The following is a 19,796-nucleotide window of genomic DNA, read 5'->3' as shown; positions in this document are numbered from 1 at the left end:
GCGGTACGGGCGGTCAGGCGGCGAGCCACTGGTCGTGCACGATCGTGATGACGAGGGCGACCACGACCAGCAGGAGCACGGCCCGCACGAACCCGGCACCGCGGGCGAGGGCCGTGCGGGCGCCGACGATGCCGCCCGCCACGTTGGCCACGGCCATCCCCGCGCCCAGGAGCCACAGGACGTGCCCGAGGACGCCGAACAGGGCGAGGGCGCCCAGGTCGCTGCCGATGCTGACGACCTTCGCCATCGCGGACCCGCGCAGGAAGTCGGTGCCGAGCGCGGTGACGAACAGGGCGACGAGCAGCACCCCGGTGCCGGACCCGACGACCCCGCTGTAGAAGCCGACGGCCGCCGCACCGATGGCGAGCACGAGGGTGGGGCGCCAGGCGGGTCCGGGCCGGCAGGCGGGGCGGGTGGTGCCGGAGGGCGTCGCGGCCGTCGTCGTCCGGTCCCCGGGCCGGGCGACGACGGCCCACGCGCCGACACCGACGAGCGTGACGGCCACGACGAGCACGATGGTCTCCCGTGGCAGGTGGGAGGCGGTGACGGCGCCGGCGAGGGCGGTGGGCAGCCCCAGGGCGGCCGCGGCGAGCGCCCGCCGCCGGTCGAGGCCCACGCGGGTGGCGTAGGTGACGGCGGCCCCCGAGGTCCCGGTGATGGCGACGAGCTTGTTGGTGCCGAGGACGGTGGCCACGGGCACCGTCGGCAGCACCAGCATGAGGGCGGGGACCTGCACGAGCCCGCCCCCGCCGACGACGGCGTCGAGCCATCCGGCCGCGAACGCGACGACGACGAGGAGGCAGACGGCGGCGGGGTCGACGTCCAGGCCCATGGGTGCTCCTCGGTGCGTGCTCGCGGTGGTGGGGTCGCCGGTGCAGCGGGGTCGCCGTGGGCGTGCCGCCGCTGTGCCGCCGCCGTGCACGGAGTGCGGAGGGTGGCCCGCCGGCGGTCGAGACACCCGGGGCCGACATTCGACGAGGGTGCAAGGTCGGGTGGCCGGTGACGGGGGCGACTAGCGTGGGACGGCGGAGACCAGGGCGGTGGCGACATGCTCACGATCGACCTCACGGCGGAGGACCTGACGCGCCTGCGCGTGGCGGCCCGACCGGACCCGATGTGGGACGTGGTGCTGAGCCTGCACCTGCTGCAGAACCGGCAGGCGGCGCTGGCGTTCGACCCGTGGCGGCGCCAGGTGCGGGCGCGGGTCGTGGAGGCCGGCCTCACGCGGACCGTCGCGGCCCTGGCGCGGCTGGCACCGTGGGCGTCCTACTTCCCCGACTTCCTCACGCCGACGCCGGTGGACCTGGGCAGGGGGTCGGCGACGCCGGTGGAGGTGGCGGTGGACCGGGTGGCGAGCACGCCGCGCCGGCGCCTGGCGCGCGAGCTGGCGGTGACGTTCCCGGCGGGCGCGCCGGCGTGGGTGCGCAGGGTCGCCCGCGGGGAGGCGGAGGCGATGCGCTGGCTCGCCGGGGCGTTGCGCCGCTATCACGACGTGGCGGTGGCCCCCTACGCGACGGCGACGGGCGCGGCCGTCGCGGCGGACCAGGAGGCGCGCGCCGGCGCCCTGCGCGGGGGCGGCGTGCAGGGGCTGATGGGCAGCTTCGACCCGCTGCTGCGGCGGGTGGACGACGGCACCTGGGCCGGGCGGTACCCCGTGACGCGGGCCCTGCCGCTGCGGGGGCGTCCCCTGACGGTGATCCCGTCGATGTTCTGCGTGCTGGCCCCCGTGGCGCTCGCGGACGAGTCGCTGGAGCCGACGCTGGTGTTCCCGGTGGAGCCGTTGCCGGGCTGGCTGACGCGCGCCGAGCGACCCGACGGGCAGCGGCCACCGGTCGCGCACCTCATCGGCCCGACCCGCGCCCGGGTGCTGGAGGTGCTGGACGTGGCCCGGACCACCACCGGCCTCGCCCGGGTGCTGGGCCTGACGCCCGCGACGGCGAGCCGGCACGCGACCGTGCTGCGCGAGGCGGGGCTGGTCGCCTCCGAACGGCAGGGCAACCGGGTGCTGCACACGCGCACCCGGCTCGGGGACGCGCTGCTCGCCGGACACCTCGGCTGACGCGCCCCCGGTGGGCGCGGGCGCCAGGCGGGCGGACACGCGCCCGAAACACGGGCGAGGCAGGATGCGGGGCGTGATCATCGCCGCCGAGACGCCGGGCCGCGCCGACGTGCGGGCCCTGCTGGCCGAGCACCTGGCCGACATGCACGCCACGTCCCCGGCCGAGTCGGTGCACGCCCTCGACCTGGCGGCGCTCCGGGTCCCCTCGGTGACGTTCCTGACGGCCCGCGACACGGACGGCGCGCTCCTCGGGTGCGGGGCGCTGAGCGAGCTGGACCCGGTGACCGGGCACGCCGGCGGGCTCGGCGAGGTCAAGTCGATGCGCACGGCGGCCGCGGCCCGCGGCCGGGGCGTGGCGGGCGCGGTGCTGGGGCGCCTGGTGGACCTGGCGCGCGGGCGCGGGTATGCGCGGGTCAGCCTCGAGACCGGCCCGCAGGACTACTTCGCGGCCGCGCGGCGGCTGTACGCGCGGCACGGCTTCGTCCCCTGCGGCCCGTTCGGCGCCTACGCGCCCGACCCGTGCAGCGTGTTCTTCACCCTCGACCTGCGCGCGGCCGACGGCGGCACCGCGCAGGTCGGCGCGCCCGCCGCCGTCGCGGCGGCGGGCGCGGGCCCCGCCGCCTAGCCTCGCGGGATGGCCGACACCGACCGCACCGCGCCCCCGACCACCGCCGGCACGTCCGCAGCGAGCGCCGCCTCCCCGTGGGCGCGGGAGCCTGCCGCGGGGCGGGTGCTGCTGGACCGCCGGTTCGCGTGGCAGGGCCGCGAGGTCGCCTGGGCGGCGTTCGGCTCCGGCCCGCCGCTGGTGTTCTGCCACGGCACGCCCTGGTCGTCCTGGCTGTGGGAGCCGTACGCGCGCGCCCTGGCCGCCGAGTTCACCGTGCACCTGTGGGACATGCCGGGCTACGGGGCGTCGTCGAAGGACCCCGACCACGCCGTCGACCTGGGGGTGCAGGGCGAGGTGCTCGCCGCCCTGCTGGAGCACTGGCGCCCCTCCTGGGCCGCGTCGGAGGGCGCGTCGGAAGACCGGCCGGAGGAGGGGCCGGGCGCCGGGTCAGGGGGCGGCGTGGCGCCGCACGTGGTCGCCCACGACTACGGCGGCGCGGTGAGTCTGCGGGCCGCGCTGCTGCACGGCGCCCGGTTCGCGTCCCTGTGCCTGGTGGACGTCGTCGCGCTGCGGCCGTGGGGGTCGCCGTACTTCTCGCTGGTGCGCGAGCACGCCGACGTGTTCACCCGCACGCCCGCCACCGTGCACCGCGGCGCCCTGGAGGCCTACGTGCGCACGGCCGCGCACCGCCCGCTGTCCGACGCCGACCTCGACGCCCTCGTGACCCCGTGGACCGGGCCGGAGGGGCAGGCGGCGTTCTACCGGCAGATCGCCCAGGCGGACGAGCGCTACACCGCCGAGCTGGAGCCGCTGCTCGGCGCGCTGGACGTGCCCACGCGCGTGCTGTGGGGCGCCGAGGACACCTGGATCCCCGCCGACCGGGCGCAGCGCCTGGCCGACGCGCTCCCGCGCGCCGACGCGCGGCTGGTGCCGGGAGCCGGGCACCTGGTGCAGCTCGACGCGCCGGTCGCCCTCGCCGTCGAGCTGCAGCGGTGGCTGTCCGCTCGCGCGGGCGACGCCGCCACCGAGTGACGCGGCTCGGCCCCGCGTGCCCCTGCGTGACCCCGCCCGACCCGGGTCAGTACCAGCTCGCCCGCGCGTGCTGGAAGATCAGGTTGGTCTCGGTGAGGGCCACGTCCGGGTCGGTGGACAGGTGCTCGATGACGAACTCGTTGAGGGCGTCGGAGTCCGCGGCGGCCACGTGCACGAAGAAGTCGTGCGCCCCGCCCAGCAGGAAGACGTTCAGCACGCCCGGCAGCTCCGCGAGGCGTGCCAGGTAGGTGCTCAGCCGGGTGCGTGCCGCGCCCCGCATCTGCACGGCGATCATGGCCTGCAGCGGGTGGCCGGTGCGCCCCGGGTCCACGTCGGCGTGGAACCCGCGGATCACGCCCCGCTCGCGCAGCTGGCGCACCCGCGTCAGGCAGGTGGACGGCGCCACCCCCGCCCGGGCTGCGAGCGCGTTGTTCGGCAGCCGCGCGTCCTCCGCGAGCGCCGCGAGGATGCGCTGGTCGACGTCGTCGAGCCGCTCGGGCGCGGGCCCGCGACGGTCCAGGCCCCACGACGGGTCGGGGCGAACATCCTTCGGTCGTGACGCCCGTGCCCCGGGCCGAGCCTGCCCCATGTTCGACATGGTCTGAATCTACCGAAGGATGTTCCGAATTGTGGTGCCGGATCGAATCGCACCCTCAGACTGGGGAGTGAGCGGGGTCACACACCCACGCGACCCACCCGTCCGACCGTGCCCCGCCGGCCACCGCCGTCCGGCACGGTCACCGAGCCTCGAAGGCGAGCCCCATGCGCATCGGCGTCCCGAAGGAAGTCAAGAACCACGAGTACCGGGTGGCCATCACCCCCGCGGGCGTGCACGAGCTCGTCGCGCGCGGCCACCAGGTCGTCGTCCAGGCGGGTGCGGGGCTCGGGTCCGCGATCACGGACGAGGAGTACCGCGCCGCCGGCGCGGACCTGTTCGACGACGCCGACGAGGTGTGGGCCGGCGCCGAGACGGTGCTGAAGGTCAAGGAGCCCGTCGCCGAGGAGTACCACCGCCTGCGTCCCGGCCTGGTGCTGTTCACCTACCTGCACCTCGCGGCCGACAAGGCCCTGACGGAGGAGCTCCTCGCGAGCGACGTCACCGCCGTCGCGTACGAGACGGTCCAGTCCCCCGACGGGCGGCTGCCGCTGCTCGCCCCCATGTCGGAGGTCGCCGGCCGCCTCGCCCCCCAGGTAGGCGCCGCCACCCTGCTGCGTGCCGCCGGCGGGCGCGGCGTCCTGCTCGGCGGCGTGCCCGGCGTCCCCGCGGGGCACGTCGTGGTCATCGGCGCCGGCGTCTCCGGCATGAACGCCGCGCGCATCGCCGTCGGGCTGGGCGCGCGCGTCACCCTCCTGGACACCAGCGCCGACGCGCTCAAGGCCGCCGACCGCGAGTTCGGCGGGCGCGTGCAGACCCTGGCGTCCAACCGCCTCACCCTCGCCGAGGCGGTGCTGGAGGCCGACCTCGTCGTGGGCGCCGTGCTCGTCCCCGGCGCGAAGGCGCCCGTGCTCGTCCCGAACGACCTCGTGGCCCGCATGCGGCCCGGCGCCGTCCTCGTCGACATCGCGATCGACCAGGGCGGGTGCTTCGAGGACTCGCGCCCCACCACCCACGCCGACCCCACGTTCCGGGTGCACGACGCGGTGTTCTACTGCGTCGCGAACATGCCCGGCGCCGTCCCCCGCACCTCCACGTACGCCCTGACGAACGTGACCCTGCCCTACGTCGTGGCGCTCGCGGACCACGGCTGGCGCGAGGCCCTGCGCGGCGACCCCGTGCTGGCGGGCGGGCTGAACGTGCACGGCGGCCGCGTCACGAACGCCGGCGTCGCCGAGGCGCACTCCCTGGAGCAGGTGGCCGTCGCCGACGTGCTGTGAGGCCCGCCGGGCCTTCGCCGCGGGCAACGGGGGTACGGGGTGCGGGGCCGAGTCACCGCCGCCGTCACCGCCGCCGTCGCGGCAGCGGCACGCGGTCGAGGTCGGACGCGACCGTCAGGCCGCCGTCGAACACCTCCCGGGCCTCCCGCTCGAACTCGGCGGGCAGCTCCTCGGGCACGCGGTAGCGCTGGGAGAAGTGGGTGAGCACGAGGTGGCGCACGCCCGCGCGGGAGGCGACGACGGCGGCCTGCCGGCACGTCAGGTGGGCCCAGCGGGCCGCGAGCTCGGCGTCGCGGTGCAGGAACGTCGACTCGATCACCAGCAGGTCGACCCCGTCGGCGAGCTCGAGCACCGCGTCGCACAGCCGCGTGTCCATGACGAACGCCACCGACTGGCCCGGCCGGGCCACGGACACCGCGTCGCGGTGCACCGTGCGGCCGTCGTCCAGGGTGACGCTGCCCTCGCGCAGCAGCCGCCCCACCGCCGGGCCGGGCGGGACGCCCGCGGCCGCGAGCGCCGCGGGGTCCAGGGAGACGCCGTCGGGCTCGTCCAGCCGGTAGCCGACCGCGTCGATGCGGTGGTCCAGCGGCCGCGCGGTGAGGGCGGGGGCGCCCGGGCCGGCGCCGCGCTCGCCGTCCACCCGGGGCAGCGTCGCGACCGGTCCGTGGCCGGGCGCGAACGACACGGGCTGCAGGGCGACCCGCTCGTGGTGGTCGTAGGCGCTGGCGTGCAGCAGGTGGCGCACCCACTCCTCGCCGGAGGAGGGGAACGAGATCGGGACGGTGTGGCGCACCTGGTCCCCGGACAGCCGCTGCGCGACGCCCGCCAGCCCCAGGGAGTGGTCGCCGTGCAGGTGGGTGATCGCGATGCGGGTGAGGTCCGTGGCCGACACCCCGGCCAGCGTCATCTGCCGCTGGGTGCCCTCGCCGGGGTCGAACAGGATCGCGGCGTCGTCGAAGAACAGCACGTACCCGTTGTGGTTGCGCGTGCGGGTGGGCACCATGCTGGCGGTGCCGAGCACGACCAGCTCGCGTCGTGACACGCGGGGGCGCTCAGCGGCCCAGGGCGCGCCCGACGACGCGCACGAGGCCGGTGGTGACGTGCTGCACCGGGCGCCACAGGTCGCGGTCGAACACCGCCGTGCGGGTCAGCGGGCGGGGGCGCAGGCGACCGGTGAGCCGCGGCCCCGGCGACGGCGCGGGGGCCGGCAGCCCCGCGAGCACGGACGGGCGGTATCGGGCGCCGGGGTCCCAGCGCGTCTCGGGGCGCGTGCTCGCGTCGTCGGGCATGCGCTCATCGTGGCGCGGCCGACGACGCCCCGCAAGGCCGCCCGCAAGGCCGCCCACGGGTCCGGTGGACGGGGCCGGTGGGCATGGACGCCGTGCCCGCCGGACCCGCCGTCGGGTCAGGCGCCGGGTCAGGCGCCGGGTCAGGCGCCGGGGAAGCCCTGCGGGTTCTCCGACTGCCAGCGCCAGGTGTCCGCGCACATGTCGTCGATGGTCTTGACGGCGCGCCACCCGAGCTCGGTCTGCGCGCGCGTGGGGTCGGCCCAGAAGGCGGCGAGGTCGCCGGCGCGGCGCGGCCCGACCTCGTAGGGCAGCTCGCGGCCGACGGCCCGCTCGAACGCGTGCAGCATCTGCAGCACGGACGTGCCCGTGCCGGTGCCGAGGTTGAACGCCCGCACCGGCTCGGTCATCGCGTCCAGGTGGTCCAGTGCGGCGACGTGCCCGGCGGCGAGGTCCTCGACGTGCAGGTAGTCGCGCTCGCAGGTGCCGTCCGCGGTGGGGTAGTCGTCGCCGAAGACGACGAGCCTGTCGCGCTTGCCGACGGCGACCTGCGCCAGGAACGGCATGAGGTTGTTGGGGATGCCCTGCGGGTCCTCGCCGATCTGCCCGGACGGGTGCGCGCCCACGGGGTTGAAGTAGCGCAGCAGCGCCACCTTGAGGCCGCCGACCGCCACCGCGGCGTCGGCCATGATCCGCTCGATCATCACCTTCGTCTGCCCGTACGGCGAGGAGGAGGACAGGTGCTCGTAGTCCTCGCGGTAGGGCACGGGCGCCTTCTCCCCGTACACGGTGGCCGAGGAGGAGAACACCAGCCGCGGCACGTCGTGGCGGCGCATGGCCTCCAGCAGCGACAGCGTGGAGTCGAGGTTGTTGCGGTAGTACTCCAGCGGCTTGGCCACGGACTCCCCCACGGCCTTGAAGCCCGCGAAGTGCACGACGGCGTCGAACTTCTCGTGCGCGAACAGGCGCTCGGTCTTCTCCGCGTCGGTGAGGTCGATCGCGTGCACCGGCACGTGCACCCCCGACAGCGACTCCACGCGGCCCATCACCGTGGGCTTGCTGTTGGAGAAGTCGTCGACCACGACGACGTCGTGCCCGGAGGCGACGAGGGACAGGACGGTGTGGGAGCCGATGTACCCGGCGCCGCCGGAGACGAGAACGCGCATGGGCCCAGCCTAGGGCGTGGGCTCGCCGTCCTCGGACGGCGTCCGCACCCCGGGCCGGGCCCGTGCGCGTCCTCGTGCGGCGTGCTGGTCAGCCCCCGAGCAGCTCGGTGAAGCTCGGGGTGGCGGCGAACGGGTCGGCCGGCCCGTCGTTCTCCCGCCGCGCGACGCGCTGCGCCAGCTCCCGCCCGGCGCGCCCGATGCGCCGCGGCAGCCCCGCGGCCGGGTCGTCGGCGCTCGCGGCCCAGTCGTCGGTGGCCGCGAACACGCTGGTCGGCACGACGTCGGCCCGCAGGTAGGTGAACAGCGGCCGCACGGCGTACTCGAGCGCGAGGGAGTGGCGGGCGGTGCCGCCGGTGGCGCCGAGCAGCGTGGGCATGCCGGTCAGGGAGTCGGGGTCGACGACGTCCCAGAACGACTTGAACAGACCCGAGTAGCTCGTGGTGAACACGGGCGAGACGGCGATGAGGCCGTCCGCGCCCGTCACGGCCTCCAGCGCGCGGGCGAGGTCGCCGGTCGGGAACCGGGTGAGCATCGCGTCGACGACGGCGTGGGCGACGTCGCGCAGCTCGACGGTCTCGACCCGCACGGTGTGCCCGAGGTCTTCCAGCTCCCGCACCGTGGCGTCCGCGAGCCGGTCGGCCAGCAGCCGGGTGGACGACGGCTGGGACAGGCCCGCCGAGACGACGGCGAGGGTGCGGGTGGGGGTCTGGCCGGGGATGCCCGAGGGCGTGGTCATGCGCGTGCCTCCTGCGATGCGGCGGGCTGGGTGCCCTCGGCAACGGTACCGGTGTAGGGGTCCGAGGTGTCACCGACGTGCGTGGCGCCGGTCTCGCCCTTGGCGCGGGCGGCGGCGACGCGCTCGGCGTGCGTCGGCGGGTTCAGCGGCACGTCGGCGGGGCGCTTGGCCTCGACGATCTTGCGCAGCTCGGGCACGACGTCCTCGGCGAGGAGGTCGATCTGCTCGAGCACCGACTTCAGCGGCAGTCCGGCGTGGTCGACGAGGAACAGCTGGCGCTGGTAGTAGCCGACCTCGTCCACGAACGACGCGTACCGGTCGATGACCTGCTGCGGCGAGCCGACCGTCAGCGGCGTCTCGCGCGTGAAGTCCTCCATCGACGGGCCGTGCCCGTACACGGGCGCCTCGTCGAAGTAGGGGCGGAACTCGTTCCACGCGTCCTGCGAGCGCTTGCGCATGAACACCTGCCCGCCGAGGCCCACGATCGCCTGGTCGGCGCGGCCGTGGCCGTAGTGCTCGAACCGCTGGCGGTAGAACCGCACCATCTGCCGGGTGTGGTGCATGGGCCAGAAGATGTTGTTGTGCAGGAAGCCGTCGCCGTAGAACGCGGCCTGCTCGGCGATCTCGGGGCTGCGGATCGAGCCGTGCCACACGAACGGCGGCACGCCGTCCAGCGGGCGCGGGGTGGAGGTGAAGCCCTGCAGCGGGGTGCGGAACTTGCCCTCCCAGTCCACGACGTCCTCGGTCCACAGGCGGCGCAGCAGCGCGTAGTTCTCCACGGCCAGCGGGATGCCCTGGCGGATGTCCTGCCCGAACCACGGGTAGACGGGGCCCGTGTTGCCGCGGCCCATCATGAGGTCCATGCGGCCGTCGGAGATCACCTGGAGCATCGCGTACTCCTCGGCGAGGCGCACCGGGTCGTTCGTGGTGATCAGGGTGGTGGCCGTCGACAGGGTGATGTTCTTGGTGACGCCGGCCAGGTAGCCGAGCATCGTGGTCGGCGAGGACGCGACGAACGGCGGGTTGTGGTGCTCGCCGGTGGCGAAGACGTCCAGGCCGGCCTCGTCGGCGTGCCGGGCGATGGTGAGCATGTCGCGCACCCGCTCGGTGTCGTCCGGCGTGTGACCCGTCGTCGGGTCGGTGGTGACGTCACTGACGGAGAAGATTCCGAACTGCACGGCTGCGCTCCCTGTTGGTGGACTCTGACCTGAAGCCTAGGTCCATGCGTTTGCATGTACATGCCGATGAACCGCGGTACCCGCCCGGTTGTTCCCCGCCGCCCGTGGCCCCCGGGTGACGTCGCGCACAAAGGGTGCCCGCAGGGCGGTCTCGAGTTGCGTCATGCGCGCCGACTGGCCAGCCTGAGGGGGCAACCGTCACGTCCATCGCCACGATGCCCATTCTCCGGCACTCGGTGTGGACCGTGCTTCACGGGACCTTCACGGACCGCCGGAACATCCCCCGGTAGGGCCGCGTTGGAACCTCAGGCCCCTTCCCACCGACCTCCAGGAGGACGACATGCCCGACCGGTCCCTGCGCGGCATGAGCATCGGCAGCAAGAGCATGGAGTCCGACGAGGGCGTGGACTTCGCCCCGCGGTTCCAGGCTCACTACGACTGCCCCAACGGTCACACCATCATCCTGCCCTTCTCCACCGAGGCCGAGGTGCCGCCGGTGTGGGAGTGCCGGTGCGGCGAGGAGGCGCTCCTGCGCGACGCCGAGCGCCCCGAGGTGAAGCCCGGCAAGCCGCAGCGCACCCACTGGGACATGCTGCTCGAGCGCCGCACCGTCGCCGAGCTCGAGGAGCTCCTCGACGAGCGCCTCGAGCTGCTGCGCGCCGGCAAGCTGCGCCGCAGCGCCTGACGCGGACGCACGACGAGAGGGCGGGCACCCCCCGGGGGGCCCGCCCTCTCGTCTGCCCGGGTCCCGTACGTCCCGGCGCCGCCCCTGGCCGTCAGCCGCGGCGCGCCCGCACCGCCGACACGATGCCGCCGGCCACCAGCACGACCGCCGCCGCGCCCACGGCCCAGCCCGGCCAGTAGCCCGCCCGCACCGCCGGCGTCAGCTCCGTGCGCAGCGGCAGGTCCGCCACCCAGTGGTCCGGCGTGAACAGCTGCGTGCGCGCCACCAGCGTCCCGTCCGGCGCCACGACGCCGCTCACGCCCACCGTCGAGACCTGCACCGCCGCCCGGCCCGTCGTGATCGCCTGCAGCCGTGTCATCGCCAGCTGCTGCGTCGACTCCGCCGTGTACCCGAACGACGCGTTGTTCGTCGGCACCACCAGCACCTGCGCGCCCCGCTGCACGGCGTCGCGCACGATCTCGTCGTACGCCACCTCGAAGCAGATCACCGTCGCCATCGGCACCGTCGCCGGCCCCGACCCGCGACCGATCGCCGCGCCGTCCACCGGCAGGTCGACCACCGCCGGCTCGGTGCCCGGGATCATGTCGGTCGTGACCCGGTCCACCTGCGAGCTGAACAGCCGCACGAACCCGCGGATCGGGATGTACTCCCCGAACGGTGCCGGATGCTGCTTGGCGTACCGCTGCGTGACGCCCTGGCCCGGCTCCCACAGCAGCGCCACGTTGTAGCGGCCGCCGGTCGCCGGGTACTCCTGCGCGCCCACGAGGATCGGCGCGTCCACCGCACGGGCGGCCGTGTCGATCGCGTCGCCCACCTCCGGCGTCGTCTGCGGGTCCAGGTCCGAGCCGTTCTCCGGCCACAGCACCACGTCGACCCCGTCGGTCGGACCGTCGCCGAAGTCGCCCGCCGCCTGCTCGTCCGCGATCGCGTACGTGCCGTCCAGGTGGTTGTTCAGCACCTCCGCCCGGTTGGCGAAGGACCCCTCCCCCGGCTCCGACACGTTGCCCTGCACCCCGCCCGCGCGCAGCACGCCCGCCTGCGCCGTCGCCGTGCCGGCGTCCACCACCGTGCCCACGTGCCCCGGGTCCGCCGCGTCCGTCACCTCGCGGGTGCCCGCGTCGTGCGCCAGCGGCAGCAGCTGCGGGCCGACGACCAGCACGGCCGCCGCGAGGACCAGCGCGCCGGCGCTCGCGGCCCCGCGCACGCGCGCCGCCGCCGTCCGCCAGTCGGTGCGCAGCAGGCGCCCGACGGCGAGCGCGAGCAGCAGGCCGGCGCCGGCGACGAGGAACGACACGAGCGTCGTGCCGCCCAGCCACGCGGCGCGCCCCGTGGGGGCGCCGGCCACCGTCCAGGCGAGCCGGCCCCACGGGAAGCCGCCGAACGGGATCTCCGAGCGCCACTGCTCCACCGCGACGAACAGCACGGCGAACACCAGGCCCTGCGCGAGCGGGTGCCGCCGCACCCAGCCCCAGCGCCGCGCCCACGTCCACAGCGCGCCGAACCCCGCCAGGAAGAGGGCCTCGAGCGACGCCAGCGCGATCCACGGCACCGTGTCCGTGGCGAAGTTGGCCCACCAGATGTGCGGCAGCCAGAACGTCAGCCCGGCCACCAGCCCCACGAGGAAGTTCCAGCCCGCCGCGCGACGGCCCTCGCGGCGCAGGGCGGCGAACAGCAGCGCGACCCCGACGAACGCCAGCGGCCACGCCCCGACGTCCGGGAACGACGCCCACAGCGCGACGCCCGCGGCGACCGCGAGCAGGAGCGTGGCCGGGCGGCTCGCCCACCAGTTCGACGGCGTGGCGTCGCCCGTCCGGGAGGCGCCCGGGCCGCGGCCGGACGCCTCGCCCCGGTCGCGGCTCCGGTCGCGCTCCTGGTCCCGGTCGGGGGTGTGGCCCGGTGCCGGGTCGGACCCGCTGTCGGAGGGCCCCTCGAGCGGGGACGAGCTCACGTGCAACACCCCCGCAGGGTACGTGAACCCGGACCTCCCCCGGGGCCCGCGCCCGACACCTGTCGCGCGTGCGGCGCGGTGCTCGACGGCGCGGTCGGGTGCGGTCGGGTCAGTCGAAGGTGTCGTGCAGGACGACGCCGTCGCGCACGGTCTGCAGGCACACGGGCTCCGGCTCGCCGGGCGACAGGTCGGGCAGCAGGGGCTGGCCGGCACGCGCCTCGGGGTTCCACGCCGACAGGCGGCCCTCGGGCGCCTGCACGGACAGGGTGTCCGCACGCCACACGGCCAGGTGCGCCGGCGCGCCGACGCGCAGCTCGCCCGCGCCCGTGTGGTCGAGGCCGGCGAGCCGCCACCCGCCGCGCGTGTGCGCCCGGAACGCCGACCGGGCGGAGATGCGCTGCGTGGCGTCCTCGTGCGTGAGGGTCGCGCGCACCGCCTGCCACGGGTCCAGCGGGGTGACGGGGGTGTCCGACCCGAACGCGAGCGGGACGCCCGCGCCGGCCAGGTCGGCGAACGGCGACAGGGTGGACGCACGGGCCACGCCCAGGCGCGCGGCGTACATGCCGTGGCTGCCGCCCCACGCGGAGTCGAACGCGGGCTGCACCGACAGCGCCACCCCGTACAGCAGGAGGGCGGCCAGCGCGGACGCGTCGACGAACAGGGCGTGCTCGATGCGGTGGTGCCCGGAGCGCAGCAGGCCCGGGCCGTGCTCGGCGGCGGCGAGCTCCAGCCCCCGCACCACCTCGTCCATCGCCCGGTCGCCGATGACGTGGAAGCCACCCTGCGTGCCCGCGGCCGAGCAGGCGGCCAGGTGCGCCGCGATCTCCTCGCCCCGCAGGAAGAGGCGGCCGTCCGGCTCGGTGCCGCCCGGGCCGGCGAGCAGGTCGGAGTAGGGGTGGCGCAGCGCCGCCGTGCGCGAGCCGATCGACCCGTCGGCGCACAGGTCGCCGGCGATGCCGGTGAGGAACGGCAGCTCCGCGAGCATCTGCCGCGCGTCGTCCGCCGTCGCGCACAGCTCGCCCCGGTAGGCGACGACGTGCGGCAGCGCGCCCGCCGGGTCGGCCGTGAGCGCCACGAGCTCGGCCAGGCCCTCGCGGGTGTCCATGTTGGGCTCGCTCATCTCGTGCACGCCGACGATGCCGCGCGCCGCGGCGTCGGCCAGGGCGCGCCGGTAGGCCCGCGTCCGGCGGGCGGGCGAGACCTGGCGCACGACCGCCGCGGCGGTGTGGTGCGCGTCGGACGTCACCATGCCGGACGGGTCCCAGCCGGGCAGCCGGTCGAGGCCCGCTGCCCGCGCGAACGACCCGGACACGACGGCGGAGTGGCCGTCGACCCGCGCCGCGTACACGCGGCGCCCGCCGCAGGCGGCGTCGAGCTCGTCCGCGGAGGGCGCGCGCCGCTCGGGCCAGGTCTGCTCGTCCCAGCCGAACGCGAGGAGCACCTCCTCGCCGCCGGGGTCGGCCGCGTCCAGCTCGCGCGCGCCGCGCGCGAGGGCGTCCAGCGCCGCCGCGAGCGACGTCACCGACCCGGCGGCGAGGTCGACCGACGCGGCGGCCAGGCCCGTCTCCAGCAGGTGCACGTGCGCGTCGACGAACCCGGGCGCCACCAGCGCCCCGTCGAGGTCGATCACGCGGTCGGCGCGCGCCGCGAGGCCGGCGGCGGTGTCCTCCGCGCCGATCCAGGTCACGACGCCGTCGTCGACGAGCAGCGCCTCGGCGAACGGGTCGGCGGACGAGTGGACGGCTCCGTTGCGGTACAGGGTGGACGTCACGGCTTGCACTCTAGGGCACCGGCCCACGCACGCCCCCCACCGGACCGCCACGACTTCGTCACCTCCGGCCGGCGCGCGGCGGCCGGAGGATCAGACGCTCGAGTAGGCCACGACCCCGCGCAGGACGGCGGTCTGCGCCTTGCGGGCGGTGGCCCGCAGCGCGGGCCGCGGTGCCGCCTTGGCCAGCTGGTCCAGCACGTCGAGGACCTGCTTGCACCAGCGCACGAAGTCGCCGGCGGCCACGTCCGTCCCGCGCAGCACCGTGTCGAGGTTCTTGCCCGACGCCCACCGGTGCACCGGTGCCACCAGGCCCAGGTCGAGCGGCCCCGTGGCCTCCAGGCGGTGCGCGGCCTCCAGGTCGGTCACCTCCGACCAGATCCGCGTCGTGGCGTCCAGCACCTGCGCGAGCCGCCCGTGCGGGCCGCCGGGCACGTAGGGCTCCGCCGCCTCCTCCCGGCGCCCGGAGTACACGACCGTCGACACGGCCGCCGCCAGGCCCGGGGCGTCGAGCTCGTCCCAGATGCCGCGCCGCAGGCACTCCGCGAGCAGCAGGTCGTCCTCCGCGTACAGGCGGCCGAGCCACCGCCCGTCCTCGGTGACGCCCAGCGCCCCGTCGCCGTCCGCCCCCGTCGCCAGGTAGCCGAGCCGCGCCAGCACGTCGCAGGTCCGGTCGAAGGTGCGCGCGATCGACCCCGTGCGCCCCTCGACGCGGTGCACGAGCTGCTCGTGCTCGCGGCGCAGCCGCTCCCAGCGCTCCGCCCAGCGGGCGTGGTCGTCGCGGTCGGGGCAGCCGTGGCACGGGTGCGCCCGCAGCGCGGCCCGCAGCCGCTGCAGCTCGCCGTCCGAGGCCGCGTCGCCGCGGCGCCCCGCCCGGCCGCCCGACGACGCGCCGCCCCTGCGCCCCGGGTGCAGGCCGGTCCCCGCGTCGTCGGAGAACGCGCCCAGCGCGTTGCGCATGCTGGAGGCCAGGTCGCGGCGCTGGTCCGGGCGGCGCGGGTTGAACGACTTCGGGATGCGCACGGTCGTGACGACCTGCACGCCGTCCGGCGCGTCCGCCAGGGTCAGCTTCTTGACCTGCCGCTCCTGGGTGAGGACGGTGGGCCGCGGACCGTCGAAGCTGCGCTCGTCCTTGCCCGCGTCCAGCACGACGACGTAGCCGCGCCGTCGCCCCGACGGGACCTCCACCACGTCCCCGCGGCGCAGCCTCTCGAACGACTCCACCGCGTCCGCGCGCCGCGCGCCCGACGCGACCTGCGACAGCTCCTTCTCCCGGTCCTTGATCGCGACCCGCAGCCCCATGTACTCCGCGAAGTCGCCCCGGTCGCACGCCATCGCCGTGGCGTACCCCTCCATGGCCTCCGCGTGCGCCTGCGCCTGCTTCGCCAGCCCCACCACGCCCCGGTCGGCCTGGAACTGCGCGAAGCTCGTCTCCAGCACGTCGCGCGCCCGCTCGCGGCCCACCTGGCCCACCAGGTTGACCGCCATGTTGTACGTGGGGCGGAAGCTGGAGCGCAGCGGGTACAGCCGCTTGGACGCCAGGCCCGCCAGGGCTACCGGGTCCAGGCCCGTGTGGTCCACGACCACCGCGTGCCCCTCCACGTCGATACCGCGCCGGCCGGCGCGGCCCGTGAGCTGCGTGTACTCCCCCGGCGTCACCGGCTGGTGGGCGGTGCCGTCCCACTTCACCAGCTTCTCCAGCACCACCGACCGGGCCGGCATGTTGATGCCGAGCGCCAGGGTCTCAGTGGCGAACACGATCTTCACCAGGCCGCGGGAGAACAGCTCCTCCACCGTCTCCTTGAACACCGGCAGCATCCCCGCGTGATGCGCCGCCACGCCCCGCGACAGCGCCTGCACCCACTCGTGGTACCCGAGCACGTCCAGGTCCTCGGTCGGGATGGTCGCGGTGCGCTCCTCCACCACCCGGCGGATCTGCGCCTCCTCCTCGCCGTTGGTCAGCCGCAGGCCGGCGCGCAGGCACTGCTGCACCGCACCGTCGCACCCGGCGCGGGAGAAGATGAAGTAGATCGCCGGGAGCAGCGCGTCCGCGTCCAGCGAGTCCACGACGGCGAACCGCGGCGGGGTGCGCCGGTGCGCCACCGGCCCGCCGCCCGGCCGGTTCCCGCCCCGGCCCCGGTAACCGCGGTCGCCGCGCCCCCGGTGCCCGTGCCGCCCGTGCGGGCTCTCCGCCCGCGCCGACGTGCGGAACATCGCCTGCAGGTCCGGGTTGATCGGCGGGTTGGTGCCCGGGTCCGTCGGGTCCACGTGCCCCGCGTACAGGTCCATCAGGCGCGGCACCCCGCGCGGCTCCGGCGCCGAGACCACGACGTGCTGCCACAGCGGCACCGGACGGCGCTCGCTGACCACCACGGCCGTGTCCCCGCGCACCGTGGCGAGCCAGTCGCCGAACTCCTCCGCGTTCGACACCGTCGCCGACAGGGAGACCAGCTGCACGTGGTCCGGCAGGTGGATGATGACCTCCTCCCACACCGGCCCGCGGAACCGGTCCGCGAGGTAGTGCACCTCGTCCATGACGACGTACGCCAGCCCGTCCAGCGCGGACGACCCCGCGTACAGCATGTTGCGCAGCACCTCGGTGGTCATCACCACCACGGGCGCGCCCGCGTTGATCGACGTGTCCCCGGTGAGCAGGCCCACGTTCGCCGTGCCGTGCCGCGCGACGAGGTCGGAGTACTTCTGGTTGCTCAGCGCCTTGATCGGCGTCGTGTAGAACGCCTTGCCGCCGCCGACGAGCGCGAGGTGGACGGCGAACTCCCCCACCACTGTCTTGCCCGCGCCCGTGGGCGCGGCCACGAGCACGCCGCGGCCCTCCTCGAGCGCGACGCACGCGTCGACCTGGAACGGGTCGAGCTCGAACCCGACGACCTCGCGGAAGCGGCGCAGCTCGCCCTCGGCGTCGGCGCGGTCGCGGGCGCTGCGGGCCCGGGAGGCGGCGTACCGCTCGGCCGGGCTGAGGACGTCCTGGCCGGCGTCGGGGCGGGGGTGGGCGGTCATGCCGTCAGCCTAGGCGCCGGACCGGACGTCCCCGCGCGACGCCGGGCCGTGCAGGGCCGCGCGGGTCCGTGCTCGGCGACGCCCAGGAGCGCCGTCCCCCGTCAGCGGGGCGCGACCAGCACCTCGACGGCACGGGCGCGGACCTCGACCCGCAGCGGCAGCGGCCCCAGACGTTCGCCGTCCGCGTGCGCCACCGGCAGGGGGCGCTCGCCGGCGACCCACGCGTCGGGGCCGGGCTCGATGGTGACCCCGCGCGCCCGCACGACGTGCACCTTGCGGCGGCGCACGTGGCCGCCGGTGAACATGCTGGGGAACACGGCGAGGGCGCCCGGCCGGGACAGGTCGGTGGCGACGAGGACGTCGAGCAGGCCGTCGTCGAGCGACGCGTGCGGGGCGACGCGGATGCCGCCGCCGATCTGGGGGCCGTTGGCCGCGGTGACGAGCGCGGCCCGCCCGGTCCACGTCGCGGTGCCCGCGGGCCCGGGGCGCAGGTGCAGGCCGTCGCCGGGGCGGGGAGCCCGTCCAGTCCTGCGCCCGGCGGTCGCGGGCGTCTTGCCGGTCGGGGAGGCGTCGACGACGCCGTCGAACGTCAGCCGGTAGGACCAGGGGCGGTAGCGCATCAGCTCGAGCGCGGCGGCGACGGTGTACCGGGCGCTGCCGCGCGGGTACCGCAGCTGGTTGGCGCGCGCGTTGACGGCGGCGTCGAGCCCCGCGGACACCGCCCCCGCGACCCACCGGCCGCCCGGCGGCACGCCGGGGCCGGTGACGAACGCCGCGTCGACGGCGCGCCGGCCCGCGGCGCCGACGTCCAGGGCCCGGCACAGCGCCAGCCCGGCCGCGGCGGGGTCGCGCACGGGCAGGCCGAGGGTGGCGGCGAAGTCGTTGCCGGTGCCGACGGGGACGATGCCGAGGGGCACGCCGGTGCCGGCGACGGCCTGGGCACCCAGGTGCACCATGCCGTCCCCGCCGACCACGACGAGCGCGTCCACCGTGCCGTCCGGGCCGGACATGCCGGACGTGCCGTCGACGGCGGCCCGGGCACGGGCGAGCGCCGCGTCCGCGTCCGGGCCGGACAGGTCGACGACGTCGTGCCCGGCGCGCCGGAGCCCCGCCAGGACGCCGACGCCCGCGTTGGCGGCGCGTCCCTTGCCGGCGGTGGGGTTGACGACGACGCCGAGGCGGCGGGCGCGGGATCCGGGGCGGCCGTCAGACAGCGGGGGCGACCCGTTGCTTGTCGACCCGTCGGTCGTGCAGGATGCACAGCCCGAGGGCGCCGAAGTAGAGCACGACGATCGGCGTCGCGACGAAGATCATCGTGAGCGCGTCCGGGGTCGGCGTCATCACCGCCGCGAACACGAACGCGATGAGGACGGCCCACCGCCACCCCTTGGCGAGCGTCTCGTGCCGCAGCACGCCGGCCATGTTCAGGCCCACGAGGAACACGGGCGAGACGAACGCGATGCCGAACGCCAGCACCAGCCGCATGACGAAGCTGAGGTACCCCTGCGCGTCCGTGAAGTTGGTCGCCCCGTCGGGGACGAACCCCGCGAGGATGTCCACGGCGTGCGGCAGCACCCACCACGCGAGGGCGGCGCCGCCGAGAAACAGGGGGACGGCCGCGCCCAGGAAGCCGTACGCGTACCCCTTCTCCTTGCGGGTCAGCCCCGGGGTGATGAACGCCCACAGCTGGTAGAGCCACCACGGGCACGACACGATCACGCCGAGGAACAGCGCGACCTTGATCTTCATGTCGAGCGCGGACGCCATACCCGTGAAGTTGAGCGCGATCGTCTTGCCCTGCTCCTGCGCCGCGACGGCCAGCGGGGCCTGCAACGCGGACAGCAGCGGTTCGTACAGGACCCATCCGGCCGCGGCACCCACGACGAGCCCGCAGGCGGCGAGGAAGAGCCGCTTGCGCAGCTCCAGCAGGTGCTCGCGCAGGGGCATGCGCCCCTCGGGGTCCCGGGTGTCTCCGGGCACGGACTACCCCCGCGGGTGGTTCGGGTCGATGAGACCCGGGATCTGCTCCTGGCCGGCGCCCGCACCCGGGTTCGCCTGCGTCGGAGGGGTGGTGCTGCCGGCGACCGGCGACGACGGCGTCTGTGCCGTCGTGTCGGGCTTCGGCTCGTTCGAGTCGTTGAGCTTGCCGTCGTCCGTGAGGTCCTTGACCTCCGACTTGAAGATCTTCAGCGACTGCCCGACGCTGCGCGCCAGGTCAGGGAGCCTGCGCGCCCCGAACAGCAGCAGGATCACGATCACCAGCACGATGATGTGCCAGGGCTTGAGCATGCCCATGAGTATGGCTCCTCGTTCTCGTCCGCCCGTGGGCGGGGTCTGTCGGGATCAACCCTAGTGGGTCCTGGGAGTGCTGGGTGTCGCGCGTCACAGGTTCGCTGTCTGTTTTAGTCTTCCGCGTGCCCTGGAGTCATTGTGCGATG

Annotated in this window: 18 protein-coding genes; 5 read left to right on the top strand and 13 right to left on the bottom strand. The window is 75.7% G+C overall.

What is annotated here, in order from left to right:
• Positions 1–13: 13 nt before the first annotated feature.
• On the bottom strand, positions 14–832 hold the full coding sequence (locus tag ACFU5J_RS18840; protein ID WP_430579743.1) for a sulfite exporter TauE/SafE family protein: 819 nt from the start codon (positions 830–832) through the stop codon (positions 14–16).
• 216 nt (positions 833–1,048) lie between these two features.
• Between ACFU5J_RS18840 and ACFU5J_RS18835 the strand changes: the two genes are divergently transcribed.
• From ACFU5J_RS18835 to ACFU5J_RS18825, 3 genes are all read left to right on the top strand, one after another.
• Positions 1,049–2,059, top strand: coding sequence for an ArsR/SmtB family transcription factor (locus ACFU5J_RS18835; RefSeq protein ID WP_430579742.1), 1,011 nt, complete (start codon positions 1,049–1,051; stop codon positions 2,057–2,059).
• A 64-nt stretch (positions 2,060–2,123) separates the two neighbouring features.
• The gene (locus tag ACFU5J_RS18830) at positions 2,124–2,684 is read left to right on the top strand and encodes a GNAT family N-acetyltransferase (RefSeq protein WP_430579741.1); all 561 of its coding nucleotides are present in this window, start codon (positions 2,124–2,126) and stop codon (positions 2,682–2,684) included.
• A gap of 9 nt (positions 2,685–2,693) precedes the next feature.
• A complete protein-coding gene (locus tag ACFU5J_RS18825) occupies positions 2,694–3,698 on the top strand; it encodes an alpha/beta fold hydrolase (RefSeq protein ID WP_430579740.1) in 1,005 nt (334 codons plus the stop codon).
• A 46-nt stretch (positions 3,699–3,744) separates the two neighbouring features.
• Here ACFU5J_RS18825 and ACFU5J_RS18820 read toward each other — a convergent pair whose 3' ends face one another.
• On the bottom strand, positions 3,745–4,296 hold the full coding sequence (locus ACFU5J_RS18820; RefSeq protein ID WP_430579739.1) for an Lrp/AsnC family transcriptional regulator: 552 nt from the start codon (positions 4,294–4,296) through the stop codon (positions 3,745–3,747).
• Between the two features lie 164 nt (positions 4,297–4,460).
• Between ACFU5J_RS18820 and ald the strand changes: the two genes are divergently transcribed.
• Complete coding sequence (gene ald / locus ACFU5J_RS18815; protein ID WP_430579738.1) at positions 4,461–5,573, top strand: alanine dehydrogenase; 1,113 nt, start codon at positions 4,461–4,463, stop codon at positions 5,571–5,573.
• A 64-nt stretch (positions 5,574–5,637) separates the two neighbouring features.
• On the opposite strand, the gene ACFU5J_RS18810 is transcribed toward ald, so the two are convergent.
• The 5 genes from ACFU5J_RS18810 to ACFU5J_RS18790 all read right to left on the bottom strand — a co-directional run bounded on the left by ACFU5J_RS18810 (position 5,638) and on the right by ACFU5J_RS18790 (position 9,939).
• Positions 5,638–6,615 carry a ribonuclease Z gene (locus tag ACFU5J_RS18810; RefSeq protein ID WP_430579737.1) on the bottom strand — a complete coding sequence of 326 codons (978 nt, stop codon included), beginning with the start codon at positions 6,613–6,615 and terminating at the stop codon, positions 5,638–5,640.
• A 10-nt stretch (positions 6,616–6,625) separates the two neighbouring features.
• Complete coding sequence (locus ACFU5J_RS18805) at positions 6,626–6,862, bottom strand: hypothetical protein (RefSeq protein ID WP_430579736.1); 237 nt, start codon at positions 6,860–6,862, stop codon at positions 6,626–6,628.
• A gap of 140 nt (positions 6,863–7,002) precedes the next feature.
• On the bottom strand, positions 7,003–8,025 hold the full coding sequence (gene galE / locus ACFU5J_RS18800) for a UDP-glucose 4-epimerase GalE (protein ID WP_430575665.1): 1,023 nt from the start codon (positions 8,023–8,025) through the stop codon (positions 7,003–7,005).
• 88 nt (positions 8,026–8,113) lie between these two features.
• Positions 8,114–8,761, bottom strand: a complete 648-nt coding sequence (locus ACFU5J_RS18795) for an FMN reductase (protein WP_430575664.1) — start codon at positions 8,759–8,761, stop codon at positions 8,114–8,116.
• Entirely contained in the window at positions 8,758–9,939 is a 1,182-nt protein-coding gene (locus ACFU5J_RS18790; protein WP_430575663.1) for an LLM class flavin-dependent oxidoreductase, read from the bottom strand. The genes ACFU5J_RS18795 and ACFU5J_RS18790 overlap by 4 nt, the downstream gene beginning before the upstream one ends.
• 340 nt (positions 9,940–10,279) lie before the next feature.
• On the opposite strand from ACFU5J_RS18790, the gene ACFU5J_RS18785 reads away from it, so the two are divergent.
• The gene (locus ACFU5J_RS18785; RefSeq protein WP_079575180.1) at positions 10,280–10,624 is read left to right on the top strand and encodes an RNA polymerase-binding protein RbpA; all 345 of its coding nucleotides are present in this window, start codon (positions 10,280–10,282) and stop codon (positions 10,622–10,624) included.
• A 91-nt stretch (positions 10,625–10,715) separates the two neighbouring features.
• Here the strand turns inward: ACFU5J_RS18785 and lnt are convergent, their stop codons facing one another.
• The 6 genes from lnt to tatA form a co-directional block, all read right to left on the bottom strand.
• The gene (gene lnt / locus ACFU5J_RS18780) at positions 10,716–12,572 is read right to left on the bottom strand and encodes an apolipoprotein N-acyltransferase (RefSeq protein ID WP_430579735.1); all 1,857 of its coding nucleotides are present in this window, start codon (positions 12,570–12,572) and stop codon (positions 10,716–10,718) included.
• Between the two features lie 109 nt (positions 12,573–12,681).
• On the bottom strand, positions 12,682–14,343 hold the full coding sequence (locus tag ACFU5J_RS18775) for an amidohydrolase (RefSeq protein ID WP_430579734.1): 1,662 nt from the start codon (positions 14,341–14,343) through the stop codon (positions 12,682–12,684).
• Positions 14,344–14,433: 90 nt separating this feature from the next.
• Positions 14,434–17,358 carry a DEAD/DEAH box helicase gene (locus tag ACFU5J_RS18770; protein ID WP_430579733.1) on the bottom strand — a complete coding sequence of 975 codons (2,925 nt, stop codon included), beginning with the start codon at positions 17,356–17,358 and terminating at the stop codon, positions 14,434–14,436.
• Positions 17,359–17,459: 101 nt separating this feature from the next.
• The gene (locus tag ACFU5J_RS18765; protein WP_430579758.1) at positions 17,460–18,572 is read right to left on the bottom strand and encodes a diacylglycerol/lipid kinase family protein; all 1,113 of its coding nucleotides are present in this window, start codon (positions 18,570–18,572) and stop codon (positions 17,460–17,462) included.
• Positions 18,565–19,305: a twin-arginine translocase subunit TatC gene (gene tatC / locus ACFU5J_RS18760; protein WP_430576463.1), complete on the bottom strand. Its 741-nt coding sequence runs from the start codon at positions 19,303–19,305 to the stop codon at positions 18,565–18,567. The genes ACFU5J_RS18765 and tatC overlap by 8 nt, the downstream gene beginning before the upstream one ends.
• A 36-nt stretch (positions 19,306–19,341) precedes the next feature.
• The gene (gene tatA / locus ACFU5J_RS18755) at positions 19,342–19,647 is read right to left on the bottom strand and encodes a Sec-independent protein translocase subunit TatA (RefSeq protein ID WP_430579732.1); all 306 of its coding nucleotides are present in this window, start codon (positions 19,645–19,647) and stop codon (positions 19,342–19,344) included.
• Positions 19,648–19,796: the final 149 nt, after the last annotated feature.

The organism is Isoptericola sp. NPDC057559 (assembly GCF_042801555.1).
Taxonomy (GTDB): Bacteria; Actinomycetota; Actinomycetes; order Actinomycetales; family Cellulomonadaceae; genus Isoptericola.
This window is presented reverse-complemented; position numbering and strand designations above follow the sequence as displayed.